The sequence below is a fragment of the Pantoea sp. ARC270 genome (assembly GCF_003236725.1).
GTDB lineage: Bacteria > Pseudomonadota > Gammaproteobacteria > Enterobacterales > Enterobacteriaceae > Pantoea > Pantoea anthophila.
The window spans coordinates 23,266-40,920 of record NZ_PUGA01000036.1; the positions used below are offsets into that span (position 1 = coordinate 23,266).

The 17,655-nt window shown below is 61.5% G+C and carries 11 protein-coding genes; 8 read left to right on the forward strand and 3 right to left on the reverse strand.

What is annotated here, in order from left to right; all coding sequences use genetic code 11:
• The first annotated feature begins 22 nt into the window (after positions 1 to 22).
• From bcsA (CKF42_RS16075) to CKF42_RS16095, 5 genes are read left to right on the forward strand one after another with little or no spacing between them, the layout of a single operon-like run.
• On the forward strand, positions 23 to 2,134 hold the full coding sequence (bcsA, locus tag CKF42_RS16075; RefSeq protein WP_009088376.1) for a UDP-forming cellulose synthase catalytic subunit: 2,112 nt from the start codon (positions 23 to 25) through the stop codon (positions 2,132 to 2,134).
• Entirely contained in the window at positions 2,131 to 5,205 is a 3,075-nt protein-coding gene (bcsB, locus tag CKF42_RS16080) for a cellulose biosynthesis cyclic di-GMP-binding regulatory protein BcsB (protein ID WP_111208629.1), read from the forward strand. Before bcsA (CKF42_RS16075) ends, bcsB begins: the two co-directional genes overlap by 4 nt.
• Positions 5,206 to 5,216: 11 nt before the next feature.
• A complete protein-coding gene (locus CKF42_RS16085) occupies positions 5,217 to 9,020 on the forward strand; it encodes a cellulose biosynthesis protein BcsC (RefSeq protein WP_111208630.1) in 3,804 nt (1,267 codons plus the stop codon).
• Entirely contained in the window at positions 9,020 to 9,463 is a 444-nt protein-coding gene (gene bcsD / locus CKF42_RS16090; RefSeq protein ID WP_111208631.1) for a cellulose biosynthesis protein BcsD, read from the forward strand. The genes CKF42_RS16085 and bcsD overlap by 1 nt, the downstream gene beginning before the upstream one ends.
• An 8-nt stretch (positions 9,464 to 9,471) precedes the next feature.
• Positions 9,472 to 10,479, forward strand: a complete 1,008-nt coding sequence (locus tag CKF42_RS16095; RefSeq protein WP_111208632.1) for a glycosyl hydrolase family 8 — start codon at positions 9,472 to 9,474, stop codon at positions 10,477 to 10,479.
• Positions 10,480 to 10,561: 82 nt separating this feature from the next.
• Here the strand turns inward: CKF42_RS16095 and bcsG are convergent, their stop codons facing one another.
• The 3 genes from bcsG to bcsE are packed head-to-tail and all read right to left on the reverse strand — an operon-like array spanning position 10,562 to position 13,948.
• Positions 10,562 to 12,226, reverse strand: coding sequence for a cellulose biosynthesis protein BcsG (gene bcsG, locus CKF42_RS16100; RefSeq protein ID WP_111208633.1), 1,665 nt, complete (start codon positions 12,224 to 12,226; stop codon positions 10,562 to 10,564).
• Positions 12,216 to 12,413, reverse strand: a complete 198-nt coding sequence (locus CKF42_RS16105; RefSeq protein WP_009088386.1) for a cellulose biosynthesis protein BcsF — start codon at positions 12,411 to 12,413, stop codon at positions 12,216 to 12,218. Before CKF42_RS16105 ends, bcsG begins: the two co-directional genes overlap by 11 nt.
• On the reverse strand, positions 12,413 to 13,948 hold the full coding sequence (gene bcsE / locus CKF42_RS16110; protein ID WP_111208634.1) for a cellulose biosynthesis protein BcsE: 1,536 nt from the start codon (positions 13,946 to 13,948) through the stop codon (positions 12,413 to 12,415). The genes CKF42_RS16105 and bcsE overlap by 1 nt, the downstream gene beginning before the upstream one ends.
• A gap of 195 nt (positions 13,949 to 14,143) precedes the next feature.
• On the opposite strand from bcsE, the gene bcsR reads away from it, so the two are divergent.
• Genes bcsR through bcsA (CKF42_RS16125) form a run of 3 tightly spaced genes read left to right on the forward strand, consistent with a single transcriptional unit; the run spans position 14,144 to position 17,651 of the window.
• Entirely contained in the window at positions 14,144 to 14,341 is a 198-nt protein-coding gene (gene bcsR / locus CKF42_RS16115; protein ID WP_009088390.1) for a cellulose biosynthesis protein BcsR, read from the forward strand.
• On the forward strand, positions 14,341 to 15,060 hold the full coding sequence (gene bcsQ, locus CKF42_RS16120; RefSeq protein WP_111208635.1) for a cellulose biosynthesis protein BcsQ: 720 nt from the start codon (positions 14,341 to 14,343) through the stop codon (positions 15,058 to 15,060). Before bcsR ends, bcsQ begins: the two co-directional genes overlap by 1 nt.
• Positions 15,057 to 17,651: a UDP-forming cellulose synthase catalytic subunit gene (bcsA, locus tag CKF42_RS16125; RefSeq protein ID WP_009088393.1), complete on the forward strand. Its 2,595-nt coding sequence runs from the start codon at positions 15,057 to 15,059 to the stop codon at positions 17,649 to 17,651. The genes bcsQ and bcsA (CKF42_RS16125) overlap by 4 nt, the downstream gene beginning before the upstream one ends.
• Positions 17,652 to 17,655: the final 4 nt, after the last annotated feature.

Sequence of the window (17,655 nt, forward strand, 5' to 3'; positions counted from 1 at the left end):
ACAGCGCTTCTCAGGGTGAATCATGAGTAAAATCGGGTTTTACCTGCTGCTGCTGGTGCTTGCACCCGTTGCGGCGGTGATCATAACTACGCCGATGGACAGCCAGAAACAGTATATTTTTGGTCTGATCAGCATCGGCATGATGTTTTTATTGGGTTTCAGCAAGAGCCGCAAAATTACCGTGGTGATGGTGATCCTCTCGGCATTAATGTCCAGCCGTTATATCTGGTGGCGGACGACAGAGACGCTGCATTTTAATTCCGAAGTCGAGGCTATCTTAGGGATTGGCTTATATCTGGCGGAGCTTTACGTCTGGCTGATTTTAATTCTGGGCTTCCTGCAAACCACCTGGCCTTTAAAACGCACCATCGTTCCGATGCCGGACGATACCCGGTTGTGGCCGACGGTGGATATTTATATCCCCTCCTACAATGAAAGCCTGGAAGTGGTGCGCGACACCGTGCTGGCGGCGCAGTGTATTGATTACCCGCGCGACAAACTCAGGGTCTACCTGCTGGATGATGGCAAGCGCAGCGAATTTGCCCGCTTCGCGGCCGATGTGGGGGTGGGCTATATCACCCGCGACGACAACAGACACGCCAAGGCCGGTAACCTTAACCATGCCATGAAAATCACCAAAGGTGAGCTGATCTGCATTTTCGACTGCGACCACGTTGCAACCCGCACCTTCCTGCAGGCGACGGTCGGCCCCTTTCTGAACGACCCAAAACTGGCGCTGCTTCAGACGCCGCACTACTTCTACTCACCCGATCCCTTCGAGCGTAACCTGCGCGCCGCGCGCAGCATGCCAAACGAAGGGTCACTGTTTTATGGCCCGGTGCAGCAGGGCAACGACAACTGGAACGCCACCTTCTTCTGCGGCTCCTGTGCGGTGATCCGCCGTTCCGCGCTGGAAGAGATTGGCGGTTTTGCCGTTGAAACCGTGACGGAAGATGCGCATACCGCCCTGAAAATGCAGCGGCTGGGCTGGGGTTCGGCCTTTCTGTCGATTCCGCTGGCGGCCGGTCTGGCCACAGAACGTCTGGGGCTGCACATCATTCAGCGTACCCGCTGGGCGCGCGGCATGACGCAGATTTTCCGCGTCGATAACCCGCTGTTTGGCCGGGGTCTGAAGTGGCAGCAGCGTCTCTGCTATCTCAACGCCATGCTGCATTTTCAGTTTGGTCTGCCGCGCGTCGCCTTCCTGACCGCGCCGCTGGCTTACCTGCTGTTTAACCTCAACATTATTCACTCCTCGGCGTCACTGATTTTCGCCTACGTGCTGCCGCATCTGGTTATGTCACTCTACGTCAACTCCCGCATGAATGGCCGTTTCCGCTACACCTTCTGGGGCGAGATTTATGAGACGGTGATGTGCTTCCACCTGGTGATCCCGACCATCCTGACCCTGCTGTCGCCTAAACATGGCAAATTTAACGTGACCGATAAAGGCGGCGTGCTGGATCAGGGCTTCTTCGACTTCCATATTGTGCGTCCGCACGTGATCGTGGCGCTGCTGCTGAGCATCGGCATTGTGGCTGGCGTGGTGCGGGCGGTGATGCATGACTACTTTGGCGTCGATCCCTACGTGATTGCCCTGAACGTCGGCTGGGCGATTTTCAGCCTGATCATTCTGATGGCCGCAATTGCCGTGGCGCGCGAAACCAAACAGGTGCGTAAAACCATCCGTATTGAGGTGCAGATCCCGACGATTATTCACTACGCCAGCGGCATTTCATCGCGCACGCTGACCAGTAACCTCTCCATGGGGGGCGCGCAACTCGACGCTCCCGACGGGCGTCACGAGTCTGATGAAATCGAAGAGATCGATCTGCTGCTGAAGTCAGGGGCGATTACGCTTCCGGTCACGAAGATTTCCGGCGATGCGGAGAGCATTCGTCTGCGCTTTGAAGCGATGCCGCTGGCGCGCCGTCGCGAACTGGTGCGCGTGGTGCTGGCGCGTGCCGATGCGTGGATTCAGCCGGAGTATAAACAGGACAACCCATTGATCTCGCTGGGCACCATTATCCGTACCGTGTTTGAGCTGTTCTGGCTGACCTGGAAGGGCCGCCACGATAAACGTAAAAATGTCGACCCGGTTGCCGCGGCGGCAAAAGAGGATGGCGCGGCATGAAGATCCTGACGCAGACATTGCTGGCCAGTTCACTGACGGCGGCATTGTGGCTGACGCCTGCCGGCGCGGAAACGCCAGCGGCGGTGGACAATAGCGGCGCGACCCCGTTAAACAGTTCAGCCCCGACGCCGCCCGGGGCGGCTTCGGTCACGCCGTCTGTCACAGAGGGTACGGCGTCTGCCACGCCGGGAACCGATTCGGCGCAGGCTCCGGCCAGTGAGACGCCGTCAGCCGCGCCAGCTGCGCCAGCCGGGAACAGCGCAGCGTCAGCCGCGCCGGGAACCGATTCGGCGCAGGCTCCGGCCAGCGAGACGCCGTCAGCCGCGCCAGCTGCGCCAGCCGGGAACAGCGCAGCGTCAGCCGCGCCGGGAACCGATTCCGCGCAGGCTCCGGCCCGCGAAACGCCGTCAGCCGTGCCAGCTGCGGCAGCCGGGAACAGCGCAGCGTCTGCCACGCCGGGAACTGATTCCGCGCAGGTTCCGGCCAGCGAAACGCCATCAGCCGCGCCCTCTGTGGCACCAGCGACCGGCGCGGCCCAGCCATCCGCCAGCGATGCGCCCTCTGCCGCACCGGTGAACAGTGCGGCCCCCGCCAGCGGAGCGGTTCCCTCTGCGGCACCACCATCCGCCTCACCCGGTGACACGTCAGGTGAGGCGCCAGCCGCAGCGGTTCCTGCCGCTGAGGCGACAGCCGCTCCGCAGAATCCTGCCGCGACGGGCGATGCTGCGGTCCCGACGACGCACAGCGGAGCCGTCACGCAGGACAGCAGTGCGCTGTCAGCGGTGCCGTTGCCGCAGGGGCTGAGCAGTGCGGACCCGGCGCTGGAAGCGGCCGCCAGCGCGCTGCCCTATGCGCCAGGCCAGGCGACAGCACCGGCGGCAGACGTGCCGTTACCGGTCATGGCGGCGATCAATCAGCCGATCAGCAGCACCCTCTCCGTGGCGCAGATGGGCCAGACGCGCGGCATCACGCTGACCGGCGGCCAGTTGCAGTCAGGCATTACCTTTACCCTGCCCAGCGATGAGGTGATTACCAATGCGCGGCTCAATCTGTCGCTGCGCGTCTCAGCCGCACTGGCAGCGCGGAATACGTCGCTGCAGCTGATGCTGAACGGTCAGCCGCTCGGCACACTGCCGCTGGGCGCGACCGACAGCGATGTCAGCGACTATGAGCTTGAGATCCCGGCGGCGATGGTGGTCTCTGAAAACAACCTGAGTTTTAAAATCAACGATGCGGACAAGTTGCTGTGTGAGAAAGAGAGCGCACAGCAGTATCAGGTCACCATCCTGCCGCAGACCTCCCTGCACCTTGAGGGGCAGCAGCTGAATATCGGCACCCGCCTGCGCAATTTCCCGCGACCGTTCCTCGATCCTCAGCGGATGACCGCCGCCACCGTGACCATCGGCTTCGCCAGCAACCTCTCTCCCGATGCGGTGAGTGCGGCGGCGCTGGTGGCATCCTGGCTCGGCATCCAGAGTGATTATCGCGGGATTCGTTTCCCGGTGGTGCGCGGTGAGCTGCCGGAGAACAACGGCATCCTGTTTGGTCATCCCGGAGAGCGCATCGGCACGCTGACCTTCCCGGCCAGCAACGGCCCGATGCTGCAGCTGGTGGATAACCCCATCAATCCGGTCTACAAACTGCTGCTGGTCAGTGGCAACAACGCGGATCAGCTGCGTCAGGCGGCAAACCGGCTGACGCAGCCCCTGGCGACCGATGAGAGCCAGCTGCCGGTCTCTTCGCCGCTCCCTGACAGCCGTAAGCCTTACGATGCCCCGCGCTGGATCAACACGGACCGCCCGGTGCGCCTGAGCGAACTGCTGCGCAAAGATCAGAGCCTGACCAGCAGCGGCATCTGGCACGACGCCCTGCGCGTGAACTTCCGCGCCGCGCCTGACCTTTTCCTGTGGGATGGCGACACGGTGCCGGTCAATCTGCACTATCGTTTCCCGTCGGAAACCTGGATTGATGAGGAGAATTCGTTTCTTAACGTTATGCTTAACGGCACCTTCCTGCGCAACCTGACGGTGAACAAAGTCGGTCTGCTGGAGAACGCCTGGCACCGTTTAGGCGGGGATGCGCGGCAGGAGCAGTATCGGCTTAATCTCGAACCCTATCTGATCTACGGCGATAACCAGCTGGCGCTCTACTTCAATATTAAACCGCGTGCGGACGCGCCCTGCGGCGTGCTGCTGAATAACAACATCAAGAGCCGGATTGAAGAGGACTCGTGGATCGATCTGAGCCATACCCGCCACTTCAGTATGCTGCCGAACCTCTCTTACTTTGTCGGGGCCTCATTCCCGTTCTCGCGCCTGGCCGACTTCGGTCAGACCACGCTGCTGCTGCCGGAAACCCCCAGCAACGCCGAGCTGTCGACGCTGCTGGATCTGGCGGCGCGCGCCGGGAATGCCACCGGCGTGGCGCTGACGCAGAATCAGGTCATGTTTGGTCTGCCCGCAGGTGGCACCCATCTGGCACGTTTACAGCAGAGCGATCTGCTGGCGGTCAGCACCACCGGCAACAGCGCCTTTAATCAGGCGATGCTGGCGGCGTCACCGTACGACGCCAGCGGCAACACCTTTGGCGTGAAAGAGCCGGATACGCTGGAACAATTACGCGGCTGGCTGACCGGCGACTGGAGTCGGCAGCAGCTGGATGCCGATCGCTACTTCTCCTCCAACGAGGCGTGGCGCGGCTTCCTCAGCTATCGCTCGCCGTGGAACCCCGATCGACTGGTGGTGATGACGGTCGCAACCAGCGACGACCAGCTGCTGCGACTGCACAACGATTTAAGTTCGGCGCAGATCAACGCCGCCGTGCGCGGCGATACCGCGATCATTACCGATGAAAACGGCATTCGCAGTTTCCGCGTCGGCGCACAGTTCCCCAGCGGCGAGATGCCCTGGTACATGATGGTGGTGTGGTACGCCAACCAGCACTCGGTGCTGCTGGCACTGGCGGCGCTGCTGGTCTCTGCGCTGGTGGGCAGTGCGGCCTGGGTGATGCTGAAGCGCCATGCCTGGCGGCGTCTGCATCCAAAGCAGGACCGTGATTCCGGCAGGAAGTAAGGATAAAAAGAATGAAAAAGACTCTGATAAGTGCCGGAATCCGCCATACGCTGCTGCTGGGCAGCACGCTGATCTTCTCTTCGCCGCTGCTGGCGGCGGAAAGCAGCAACCCGGCGTTGCAGGCGCTGTTCGACCAGGCTTCTTACTGGCACCAGAAGGCGCATGACGATCTGGCGAAGGCTTCGCTGCAGAAGGTGCTGATGGTGGAACCCGGCAACACCCAGGCGCTCTACCTGCTGGCGCTCTATTCCCAGCAGGGCGGCGATACGGCGGCGGCGGCGCAGTATCGCGCCCGCCTGAGTCAGGTTGCCCCTGGCGATCCCCATCTGAGCGAGCTGGATAATGCGCGCCAGATGCAGACCATTCCGCAGGCGCAGCTTTCGCTGGCGCGTCAGCAGGCGCGCAGCGGCAATATACCGGCGGCGTTACAGACCTGGCGCAACACCTTCAGCGGCAATGAGCCGCCCGCCAGCGTGGCGGCGGAATATTATCTCACCATGGCCGGCGACCGTACGCTGCTGCCGCAGGCGGTCGAGGCGCTGCGGCAGTTTGCGGCGCAGCATCCGCAGGACACGGGTGCGCAGCTGGCGCTGGGGAAAGCGCTGACTTATCAGGAGTCGACCCGCCGTGAAGGCATTGAAGTGCTGAGCGCGCTGGCGAGCGGCAATCAGGATGCTGACCGTTCACTGCGTCAGGCACTGCTGTGGCTCGGCCCGCAGCCCGCCGATGCGGCGCGTTATCAGACCTGGCAGCAGCGTCATCCGCAGGACACAGCGGTCATGGACTACTACCGTAAGAATGTGGGTGGCGCAGAAAAAGGGGCGGGCTTCAGCGCGCTGAACAGCGGGGATGTCGGCGGGGCGCAGGCCAGCTTTGAAAAAGTGCTGGGTGCCAATCCTCAGGATGCGGATGCGCTGGCGGGCATGGGCTACGTGGCCCAGCGTGACGGACGTTATCAGGAAGCGGCCGATTATCTGCAGCGGGCGGCGCAGCTTGGCGGCGATCAGAGTGCGTCGCGTCAGCAGCAGGCCGACGATGCACGCTTCTATGCGCAGCTGGCCAGCGCGCAGCAGGCGCTGAAAAACGGCGACAGCGCACAGGCGCTGACATTAAGCGAACCACTGATGCAGGCGCAGGGCGAAAAAGGGCTGGCCGCCAGGCTGTTCCGCGCCGACGTGCTGCGCCGCACGAATCAGCCCGTCCAGGCAGAGCAGATCTACCGCGAAATCCTGCAAAGCGATGCGGATAACCGCAGCGCCAAAGAGGGGCTGTTCTACGTGCTGCGCCAGCAGAATCGCACGGCTGAAGCTGGCAGCCTGCTGGGCTCTCTGCCGGAGAGCGTACGCCAGAGCGTCGCACCGCGGGCGAATGAAGCCGATGCGCTGCGCCAGCAGGCGAAGCGTCAGCTGGCCGCCGGTAACAGCGCCGCGGCGATGGCGACGCTGCAACAGGCTATTCAGCGCTATCCCACGGAGGGGTGGCTGCGGCTCGATCTGGCCCGGCTCTACCGCCAGCAGGGGGATACGCTGCTGGCCGCTAACGTGATGCAGCCGGTCATGCGCAGCGGTGCCAGCAGCAGCGAGCTGTATGCCGGCGCACTCAACGCCAGCGAAAGCGGCGGCTGGCAGCAGGCCAGCACCTTACTGTCACGCATTCCCGCCAGCGCACAGACCGCAGCGATGCGTGAACTGGCGCAGCGGGTCAATTTCAACCTGCAGATGAGCACCGCCGATCGCTATCTGGCGCAGGGGGCCACGGCCGCCGCTGCCAATACCCTGAAAGCGCTCACGGTCAATCCGCCCGCGAATCCGGTTGATGCCGGTAACCTGGCGCAGAAGCTGGCGCAGGCGGGCGATCTCCCCAGCGCCGTCTCGCTGGTGCGGGCGAACCTGCAGCGCGGCGTGCAGGGGAATGCGGGCGACTATGCGGCGCAGATGGCGGTGCTGAATCAGGCGGGCCTCGGCAGCGAGGCACAGCGCTTCCTCAGCAACCCTGAGCTGCAGGCGCGCAGTACCCCGACCCAGCTGGCCGGCATTCGCAATGGCTATCTGATTAATGAAGTGGATCGCCTGCGGCAGCAGCGGCAGTATGCGGTGGCCTATGACAAGCTGATTGGTGCCCTGCAGCAGGATCCACAGAACCGCGATCTGATGTTCGCGATGGCCCGTCTTTACCAGGACGGTAAGATGAACCGGGATGCCGGTGTGGTGTATGACTACCTGATGACCCAGGATACTCCGACTCAGGATGCCCGTGTCGGGGCCATCAACGTGGCGCTGGCGCAGAACGATGTGCAGCGCGCCAGTGCGCTGAGTCGTGGCCTTAACCGCACCGCGCCGTCGGCCGATCGCCTGCTGCTGCTGGCGCGCGTCGCGGAAGCCAACGGCGACCATACGCAGGCGATGGGCTATCTGCGTTCCGCGCGTGGTCAGCTGATCGGCCTGCAGGGCGCGCAGCCCGGCAGCGTGCCGACGATAGGCGGGCTGGCGCTGGCGGATAACCCCTTTATCAATCGCCACACTTCGCCGGTAGGACGCACCGCGTCCAGCTACGGCACCGTGCTGCCGTGGCAGGCAGCGCCTGCCGGGGTGACGGCACAGGGCGAACCGGCTGCGGGCAGCGAAACCGCGTCCCGACAGGCGCAGACGCTGCACGAGATCGACACCATGATGGATTCGCTGCAGGAGAAAACCGGCACCTGGAGTCAGGGTATGGTGCAGGTGCGCGGGCGTGATGGCGAGTCAGGCCTGAGCAAACTCACCGAAGCCAAAGCGCCGCTGACGTTCTCTACCGTGCCGTTTGAAAAGGCGCGCTTTGACTTTACCGCCACGCCGGTCTCGCTCACGGCGGGCAGCGGCGCGGCCGATGCGTGGCGTCGTTTCGGCACCAATGCGCTGAGCCAGGGCAATGTGGTCGCCGCAGGCGGTGCTACGGTCAATGATCTGCCGAATGCCACCACCGATTCGCAAACAGCGTCGGGCGTGGAGCTGAATCTGGCGCTGAAGGGCGACCGTTACAAGGTCGATCTCGGCAGTACGCCGCTGGGGCAGGATCTCAGTACCCTGGTGGGCGGCGTTCAGTGGTCACCGAAGCTGACCGACTTCCTGACGCTGATCCTGACCGGCGAGCGCCGCGCCATTACCGACAGCCTGCTCTCATATGTGGGCGCAGAGGATAAGGCCAGCGGTAAACGCTGGGGCCGGGTCACGAAGAACGGAGCTAACGCCCTGTTAAGCTATGACAATGGCGATGCGGGCTTCTATGCCGGGGCAGGCGCTTACAGCTATCTGGGCGAAAATGTTGCCAGCAACAACAGTCTGCAGGCGACGGCAGGCGCTTACGTTCGTCCGTTCCACAGCGACGACCGCGAGCTGAAAGTGGGGATGAGCCTGTCGTGGATGGACTTCTCGAAAAACCTCAGCTATTTCAGCTACGGGCAGGGCGGCTACTTCAGCCCGCAGAACTATGCGGCGGTCTCTTTCCCGGTGGAGTTCTCTCGCCGGTTTAACGATCTGAAAGTGAACATCGGCGGTTCCGCCGGTTATCAGAGCTACAGCCAGGATAAGAGTGCGTACTTCCCGGCCGATGCCCGGCTGCAGTCGCAGCTGGAGGCGCTTGCCGCCGGTGGCAGCGTGAAAGAGGCGTACTATTCGGGTGGCAGTAAAAACGGCGTCGGCTACAACCTGCACGCGGGGGCTGACTATAAACTCAATAAAGATGTGACGATTGGCGGCCAGCTGGGCTATGACACCTTTGGTGACTACAACGAAAGCAGTGCGCAGCTCTATGTCCGCTATCTGTTCGGAGAGAAGTAATGAGTGAGCATTCGGGCGGTTCGCATCCCTGGCAGCCGGGCTGGTTTGACCTGGTCAGCGTGCTGATTGAGGGGATGATCGCCAACGCCGGTCAGCAGGAGGCGGAAGCCTTCCTCTACCGCATGGGGGAGTCGCTGGCGACACGCTATCCGTTGCCAGCGGCACGCACCGTGCAGGATCTGGAGCGCGAGTGTAATCTGCAGCTGGCGCGCTTTAACTGGGGATTTGTGCAGCTTCAGCCGGAAGAGGCGGCGCTGCAGATTACCTGTCACGCTATACCGGCAGGCGACAACATCCTTTCACCGGCTGAGTGGCAGTCGGCGTTTGGTGCGGTGCTGGCCGGTCTTTTTTCGGGCTGGCTGCAGGGGCAGGGCGGCAGCAACCGGGTGCCGGTGACGGCTGAACGCAGTGAAGGCAGTACGCTGTACTATCGATATCAATAGGATCAACTATGAAACGTAAGCCATTCTGGCTGGGCTGGATCTGCTCAGTGTTACTGCTGGCCTGCAGCGCGCAGGCCAGTGCCAGCGGCTGGGACACTTTTAAAAGCCGTTTTGTCACCGCTGAAGGGCGGATCATCGACACCGCCAATAACAATGTCAGTCACACCGAAGGTCAGGGGTATGGCATGCTGCTGGCGGTCGCTAACGATGACCGCGCCACCTTTGATCGGCTGTGGCAGTGGACGCGCACCCAATTGCGTAATCCGCAGACCGAGCTGTTCTACTGGCGCTATGTGCCGGGCAGTGACAATCCGGTTGCCGACAAAAACAACGCCTCGGATGGTGATGTGTTGCTCGCCTGGGCGCTGCAGCGTGCCGCGCAGAAGTGGCAGGCTGAGAGCTATCAGCAGGCCTCTGACCGTATCCAGCGTGCCATCATCCGGCTGGATGTGGCGAATTTTGGCGGGCACACCGTGCTGTTGCCCGGGGCGCAGGGCTTTAACAAAGGCAGCTTTGTGGTGCTGAACCCCTCCTACTTCCTGTTTCAGGCCTGGCATGAGTTTGGCGAGCGCAGCCATCTCCAGGTCTGGGATAAGCTGATCAATGACGGTTTCGATCTGCTGGGTAAGCTGAGCTTTGGGAAAACCGGCCTGCCGCTGGACTGGGTGGCGCTGAATGCTGACGGTACGGTTGCCCCGGCCGTCGGCTATTCCAGCCGCTTCAGCTACGACGCCATTCGCGTGCCGCTGAACATCTGGTGGTATGACCCGCACAGTCTGGCGCTGGTGCCGTTTCAGCGCGTCTGGCAGGGTTACAGCCGGATGCTGACGCCAGCTTGGTTTGACGTGCTGGCGAATACCCCGGCCCCTTACCATCTTGAGGGCGGACTGCTGGCAGTTCGTGACCTGACGCTGAATGAGACGGGCTATCTGAGCGATACGCTGGCGGCGGATCAGAACTACTTTTCGGCCAGCCTGCAGTTACTGACCTGGCAGGCCTTTCAGGAGAAGCGCTGATTGCTCAGCGCCCTGTTGCGGATAGCAGCGGGTTCATTCCGGTTCAGGCGCGTCGCCGCGCCTGAACCCCTCCGTCGCTGCGCTACTGCGGGTAGGCGACCCAGTCGCCGCCGTTAAGCCGGATCCAGGGTTTGCCCTGATACATCATCACCACCGCACCATCATTCTCCGATACGACAGGCGTCTGAGGCAGCTTGTCCGTCAGCACCGACATGTTCACATTCGGCGCATTAAACACCTGACCATCGACCACGCGCGAGACAAGCTCTGAGACAGCCAGCAGGCTGGTTGGTGCATCGATATTCAGGGGCTGCCCCTGATGCGGTGCCTTCATGCCGACAAACTTGATTCCCACCGGCACGTGCGTGATGTCGGGGCTGGGGATATCGCGCAGGCCGGACATCTGCATTTTATCGCCCTGCAGCGCGGCACCATGCTCCGGCACCACCAGAACCATCACCCGGCGGCCCGATTTCTCCAGCTGCGTCAGGAAGGCGTCGATCTGGTCAAACAGCAGCTGAGCGCGCGGCTTCCACGGGGCCGTTTTCGTGCTGCCCAGGTCGCGCGTGCCGTCGTGCAGCGGGATCAGATTGTAGAAGGTGGCGCTGCGGGCATCGCTGCTCTTGCTGCGATCATCCAGCCAGCGCTGCATCACCTGGGCATCGTTAAGCACCGGCGAGCCGTCGAACGAGGTCAGTTCCGGCGCAATACCCGCCTGGGACATCAGCGGAGCCTGAATATCGCCTGACTCGCGTAACTCCTTGAGATAGTTACCGAATACACCGGTATGATCCATCATCAGCTGCTCTTTAAAGCCCAGTTTCGCCAGATTATCGAACAGATAGCAGCGTGAATCGGTGGGCTTATAGAGGTCACTGTGCGAGGTCTGACCGCAGCTGGCACGCAGCAGGCGAATCCCCGCCGGGCCGCTGTAGCTGGTGGCCGAGTTGAAGTTGGTCAGCATGATATCGAAGTGCTGCCACAGCGGATGATTCCGCAGCTGGGACGCATCCATATCAGACCAGGCGAGCGAACAGATATTGATCACCAGAATGTCGAACGGCTGCGAATCGGCTGGCAGGCTGTCAGGGAAGTGGGTGACGCGCTTGCGTTCACTCTCATAAAAGCGGCTGAGCCAGGCGGTCAGGCTGGCGCTGGTGGGGGCAGCCGACTGATCGAGCCCCTCCGGTGCCGCCGCGGGCTGGCTGGCGGCGGCGGGCGTCTGATTCAGAACCACCTGCGGCGTGGCGGCGCGCGTGGGCAGCAGCGACATCGCCGGGCCGGCGATAGTCAGCACGTTGAGCCAGATCATCATCAGCGACACCAGCACGGTGATGCGGATCCAGGGCGAAACAAACAGGTAGATAACCAGCAGCACAAACAGCGCACCTAACATCTGCCAGTTAATAAAACGGTCAGCCAGATCGAGCAGGTAAGCGGCGGAGAAGCCCGCCAGCTGGTCGCCCTGGCTGAGCAGGCTGCTGAGCCCGGGCAGCCAGGTGTCATGCCAGAACAGCCCGATCCCGATGGGGAGGGAGATCCAGTGACGGAGGCGATGCAGGCGCAGCGACGGCAGCGGGAAGAGGAGCCAGGCGAGAAACACCAGATTGCTCAGGGCGTGAAAATTAAGATAGCCGTACCACAGCAGGGCAAACTTCACTAAGAAATAGAAATTCCAGCCGCCCAGGCCGCGCCAGCAGGACCACAAACGGGAAGCGTGGGCTGCAGCGGGTTGATCATTTTTCATTAATGTTGGCATCCGTTTTTGAAGATTGACGCTGCCAGTGCCCCTCAGACTTCAGCGCACGTGCAGGTAACAGGCGATTCAGCAGACCGTTCCAGCGGCGCGGCAGCCACTGCTGCCACACGGGTCTGGCGATCAGCAAAATGAACAGCAGCAGCAGCGCAATCTGCACCCAATCCATCAGGTTCATCAGGACTCTCTCTCCGGCAGTAATGTAATGGGCTGCGGAACCGGGCGCTCCGGCGCGGCCACTGGCGGGATCTCCGCGGGGCGCACCGAATCGGAAACCGGCGTCAGCACCTGCAGCGCCATCGGCGTCATTTTTTTAATGTTGCCGATCTCGGCGAGGATCTGGTTGTCCTCAAACCAGATAATCCGGTTGGCAAACAGCTCATCGTGCGGCAGTGAAAAGATAAATTTCAGCGCTTTATCCAGGTCGTTGTAGCGGCAGGAGGAGAGGAACAGAATCACCCGATCCTCCAGCACCGTGACCAGATCGCCAAAGCGGCGCGGTTTACAGAGTGTCAGAACCTGCTGAGGGGTGAGCTGCGGCACCGGGCGCAGGGCGACCAGCAGACCTTTGTCATTTTCCGGCAGCAGGGTGTTGCTGATTAACTGGCTGACCGCCTCACAGAACGCATCCAGGCGCAGATAACCTTTTTCATGCAGCGGCTGCAGGGAGGCGATCAGCGCATCCAGGCTGGCGGGCACGCGACGACTGAACCGCTGCCCCTGAATCCCTTCAAGCATGGTGAGAAAGCGCGACATCGCCGCCGTGGTGGGCACAATGGTGTTCACGCCGCAGGCCTGCAGCAGGCGCTCATCGCTGTAACGCAGGCTGACGCCCATCTCACGCACCACAATTTTCAGCCCGTTGCCGCGCGCGCGGCGCAGGCTGTGCACCATTTTTGCCAGTTCACCGATCTGTTCACTGTGATTCAGGCTGAAGATCACGGTGGCCGCATGGGCCTGCTGCGCCTGCAACCAGACCTGCTGATTATCGTCAAACAGCTGCCACTGGCGGGAAAGCGGCGGCGCGCCTTCAAGCACGCTTTTATCGGCCAGATAGTGTTGCTCGTCATTCAGGCTCAGCGGTTCCTGCGTTTCTTTTAACGCAAAGAAATGCGCATCTTCATAGCCAAGACGAAGCGTGCGATCGGCAAACAGTCTTTCGCCGGTATACCACCAGCTTATTTGATACAGCCAGCTATCCTGCTCAACGGTTAAATAAGCCAGTCCGTCTATCTGACGATAATAACGCTGAAGCGAGCTGGTCTGATTAAAAAGAGTAATACCGGTGGTGACGATGAGAAGTGTAATATTCCGTTTGCGCAACATTCTGCGCATGCGTGTTATCCAGTCACGCAACTCCGCTTCGTTTAATTTATCCCACTGCGCCGCACTGCTGCTGAAGATCACCAGCCCACTTTTATGACTGAGCGTGCGGGATAAATCCCTTTCCAGCTGCAGCAGACTTTTTTTATTTGCCGGCAGAGAAAAGAGCGGGATACGGTCGGGGCCGCCCGTCAGGTCGGGCGTCAGCAGCTCGCGGGGCGGCAGCCCGGCGCTGATGAGCGTGGCGGCATGCTGCTGGGAAATAACCTGTCGAATAAAGGCACGCATATCCTGCTGACGTGCGCAGGTGACCCAATAAAAACCGGGATTTTGCAACGTTATGACTTCAGGCTGAACCTGTCGCAGCCCCAGTGAAAAAGAATTTTTCATAATGAATTCGATATTGTTCCAGCCCAGGCTAGTTTATTATAGTCAGCACAGGTTGTAACCTGACGAATTAAAAATTACTGCGACAGGCCAATTACGCTTTTCTGATAGCGTCCTTATTCTGGAAACCCCTTTTCAGAAAAAAGGCGAAGAGGCCACTGTCCTCAATCCGACACTGTTTGTTCGTGGCGAAAAATAATGACAAACCCGAATGTTTATACGCCGGTCGCCGTTGAGGGTGGACCTCAGGATGATATCAGCGCACTGCGTGACGCCTTTTCTCTGCACGCGTTCCGTTATATCGATATTGCCCGCGAAGAACGGCTGGCAGAGATCGTATCGCGCTGGCCATTATTAACCGAAACCGTTGCCGCACAGCCGGAGCCGCATCGCTGATGGCGCTGATGGCACTTCAGGGCATCCGGGGCGGTGTCGGCACCTCCTCTCTCTGCGCAGGTCTCGGCTGGGCGCTGTCGGCACTGGGTGAACAGGTTCTGCTGATTGACGGCTCGCCGGTCAGCCAGCTCGGCATGCATTTTAATCTGCCGGTGCAGGCGGAGCAGGGCTGGATGCAGGCGCTGTGTCACGGCGGCGACTGGCTGCAGAGCGCCCGGCGCTATCCGCAGGGGCCGGATCTGCTTCCCTATGGTCTGCTCTCCGCCTCCGCGGCGGTTCAGGACAGCACGATTGCCGCTCCGCTGCTGGCGGCGCTACCGGCGCTGCGGGGGCGCTACGGCTGGATAATTTTTGATCTGCCCGCCGAAAGCGCGCCGTGGCATGCAGCGCTCTATGCGCAGCTGGATGGCCTGCTCGGCGTCATTACGCCCGATGCGAACTGCCATTTGCGCCTGAGTCAGCAACGCTTTCCTGCGGCGACCCGTTTTCTGATCAACCAGTTCAACGCCAACAGCCGCCTGCAGCAGGATCTGCATCAGCTCTGGATGGCGTCGCTGAATCCGCTGATCCCGCTGCTGATCCACCGGGATGAAGCGCTGTCAGAAGCGCTGATGATGAAGCAGCCGGTCGGAGAATACCGGCCCCACGCGCTGGTCAGCGAAGAGCTCACCACCCTGGCGAACTGGCTGCTGCTTCATCTGAAAGGCGATCGCGTATGAACCCGCTGCGCTGGCTGCTGACCCGACCCGCCTGGCTGGCGTTGCAGCGTCGCTACAGCACCGCCCGGAACAACGGAGCATCCCGCTTCGCCAGCGCGCTGCATCTCTTCTGGTGCGGGCTGGCGGTGACGCTGTTGCGCCTGGAGGCACCGGGCTGGCAGCAGATTATTCAGCAGCGCCGCCGCCTCTATCCGCATATTTCGCCCGAACGCCCGCAGCCGCTTGATCCTGTGCGCTATCTGATCCAGACGCTCTGGCTGGTGTTTATCCTGCCGGGTGATGGCCGCCGCCGCGTGAACGGCTTCGCCACGCTGGCTGGCTGGCGGCAGCGGGTCTATCGCTGGCTCGACAGGCGTGGCAGGCAGGCAGAGGCGCAGGGGCTGGGCGCGCGGGCGGAAAAACGGCTGAAGAGACTGCCGCCCCTGCTGCGTTACGCCCTCCTGGCCGGGATGGGCGTGATCGCGTCGGTACTGGCGCTGCTCTGTATCAGCCAGCCCTTTGACCTGCTGACGCAGTTTATCTTTGTGTTGCTGCTCTGGAGTCTGGCGATGGTGGTGCGGCGCGTGCCGGGCCGCTTACCGACCATGATGCTGATCGTCCTGTCGCTGACCGTATCCTGCCGCTATCTCTGGTGGCGTTACACCTCGACACTCAACTGGGATGACCCGCTCAGTTTGGTGCTGGGTCTGCTGCTGATCGCCGCCGAAACCTATGCCTGGGTGGTGCTGGTGCTGGGCTATTTCCAGACGCTATGGCCGCTCAACCGTCAGCCGGTTTCGATGCCTGCCGATCGTGCGCTGTGGCCGTCGGTGGATCTGCTGGTTCCGACCTATAACGAACCGCTGAGCGTGGTCAGGCCGACGCTTTACGCCGCGCTGGGTATCGACTGGCCGAAAGATCGGCTTAACATCTATCTGCTGGATGATGGCAACCGGCCCGAATTTCGCGCATTCGCCGCCAGCATTGGCGTTAACTATGTGGTGCGTCCCTCAAATGAACACGCCAAAGCGGGCAACATCAACCATGCGCTGAAAAAGCACTGCCGCAGCGACTTCGTGTCGATCTTTGACTGCGACCATGTGCCGACGCGCGCCTTTTTGCAGATGACCATGGGCTGGTTTATCAAAGATCCCCGGCTGGCCATGCTGCAGACGCCGCACCACTTCTTTTCGCCCGATCCGTTTGAGCGCAATCTGGGCCGTTTTCGCCGCACGCCGAATGAGGGATCACTCTTTTACGGCCTGGTTCAGGATGGCAACGATACCTGGGATGCGACCTTCTTCTGCGGCTCCTGCGCCATTCTGCGCCGCACCGCGCTGGAGGAGATTGGCGGCATCGCGGTCGAAACCGTAACGGAAGATGCGCATACCTCGCTGCGCCTGCACCGGCTGGGTTACACCTCGGCCTATATCCGTATTCCTCAGGCCGCCGGACTGGCGACCGAGAGCCTGTCGGCGCATATCGGACAGCGAATCCGCTGGGCACGTGGCATGGTGCAGATCTTCCGTCTGGATAACCCTCTGTTCGGTAAAGGGCTTAAGTGGGTGCAGCGACTCTGTTATGCCAACGCCATGCTGCACTTTCTCTCCGGCATTCCGCGGCTGATCTTCCTGCTGGCTCCGCTGGCGTTTCTGCTCTGCCACGCCTACATCATCTACGCGCCCGCGCTGGCGATCGCGGTCTATGTGCTGCCCCACATGCTGCACACCAGCCTGACCAACTCGCGTATTCAGGGGCGCTGGCGGCACTCGTTCTGGAGTGAAGTCTACGAAACGGTGCTGGCGTGGTATATCGCCCTGCCCACGACCGTTGCGCTGATCAATCCCCACAAAGGCAAGTTTAACGTCACCGCCAAAGGCGGGCTGGTGGAGAAGCGGCATCTGGACTGGGTCATCACCCGGCCTTATATGCTGCTGGTGTTGCTTAACCTGGCGGGGGTAGGGATGGCGTTCTGGCGCATGCAGCACGGCCCGGCCAACGAGGTGTTAACGGTTTGGGTCAGTTTGGTGTGGGTCATCTACAACATGGTGATTCTGGGGGGCGCGGTAGCGGTCTCGGTTGAAGCCCGGCAGATCCGTGAGGCCCATCGCGTGGAGATTGCGATGCCTGCCGCCATTGCGCGCGAAAACGGCCACATGCTGCCCTGTACGCTGCGGGACTACTCCGATGGCGGGGTGGGTCTGGAGCTGCGCGAGCCGGATGCGTTGCGGGAGGATGAAAAGGTCTGGCTGCTGCTGCGTCGCGGTCAGCAGGAGTTCAGCTTCCCCTGCACGGTGCAGCGCGTCTTTGGCCGTCGGGCGGGCGTTCGCCTTGAGTCCCTGACCACCCGGCAGCACATCGATTTTATCCAGTGTACCTTCGCCCGTGCCGATACCTGGGCGTTGTGGCAGGACGGTTTCCCGGAAGATAAACCGGTGCAGAGCCTCACCGATATCATGATCCTCGGCTTCAAAGGTTATCTGCGCCTGGCGGAATATGGTCCGCCGCAGTTACGTCGGTTGTTTAACCTGCTTACCGCTGGGGTAAGCTGGCTGGCTTCGCTGTTGCCGCAAGGCATCGGACGCGTGCCCGCCTCAAAAAATCTGCATTGAGTTG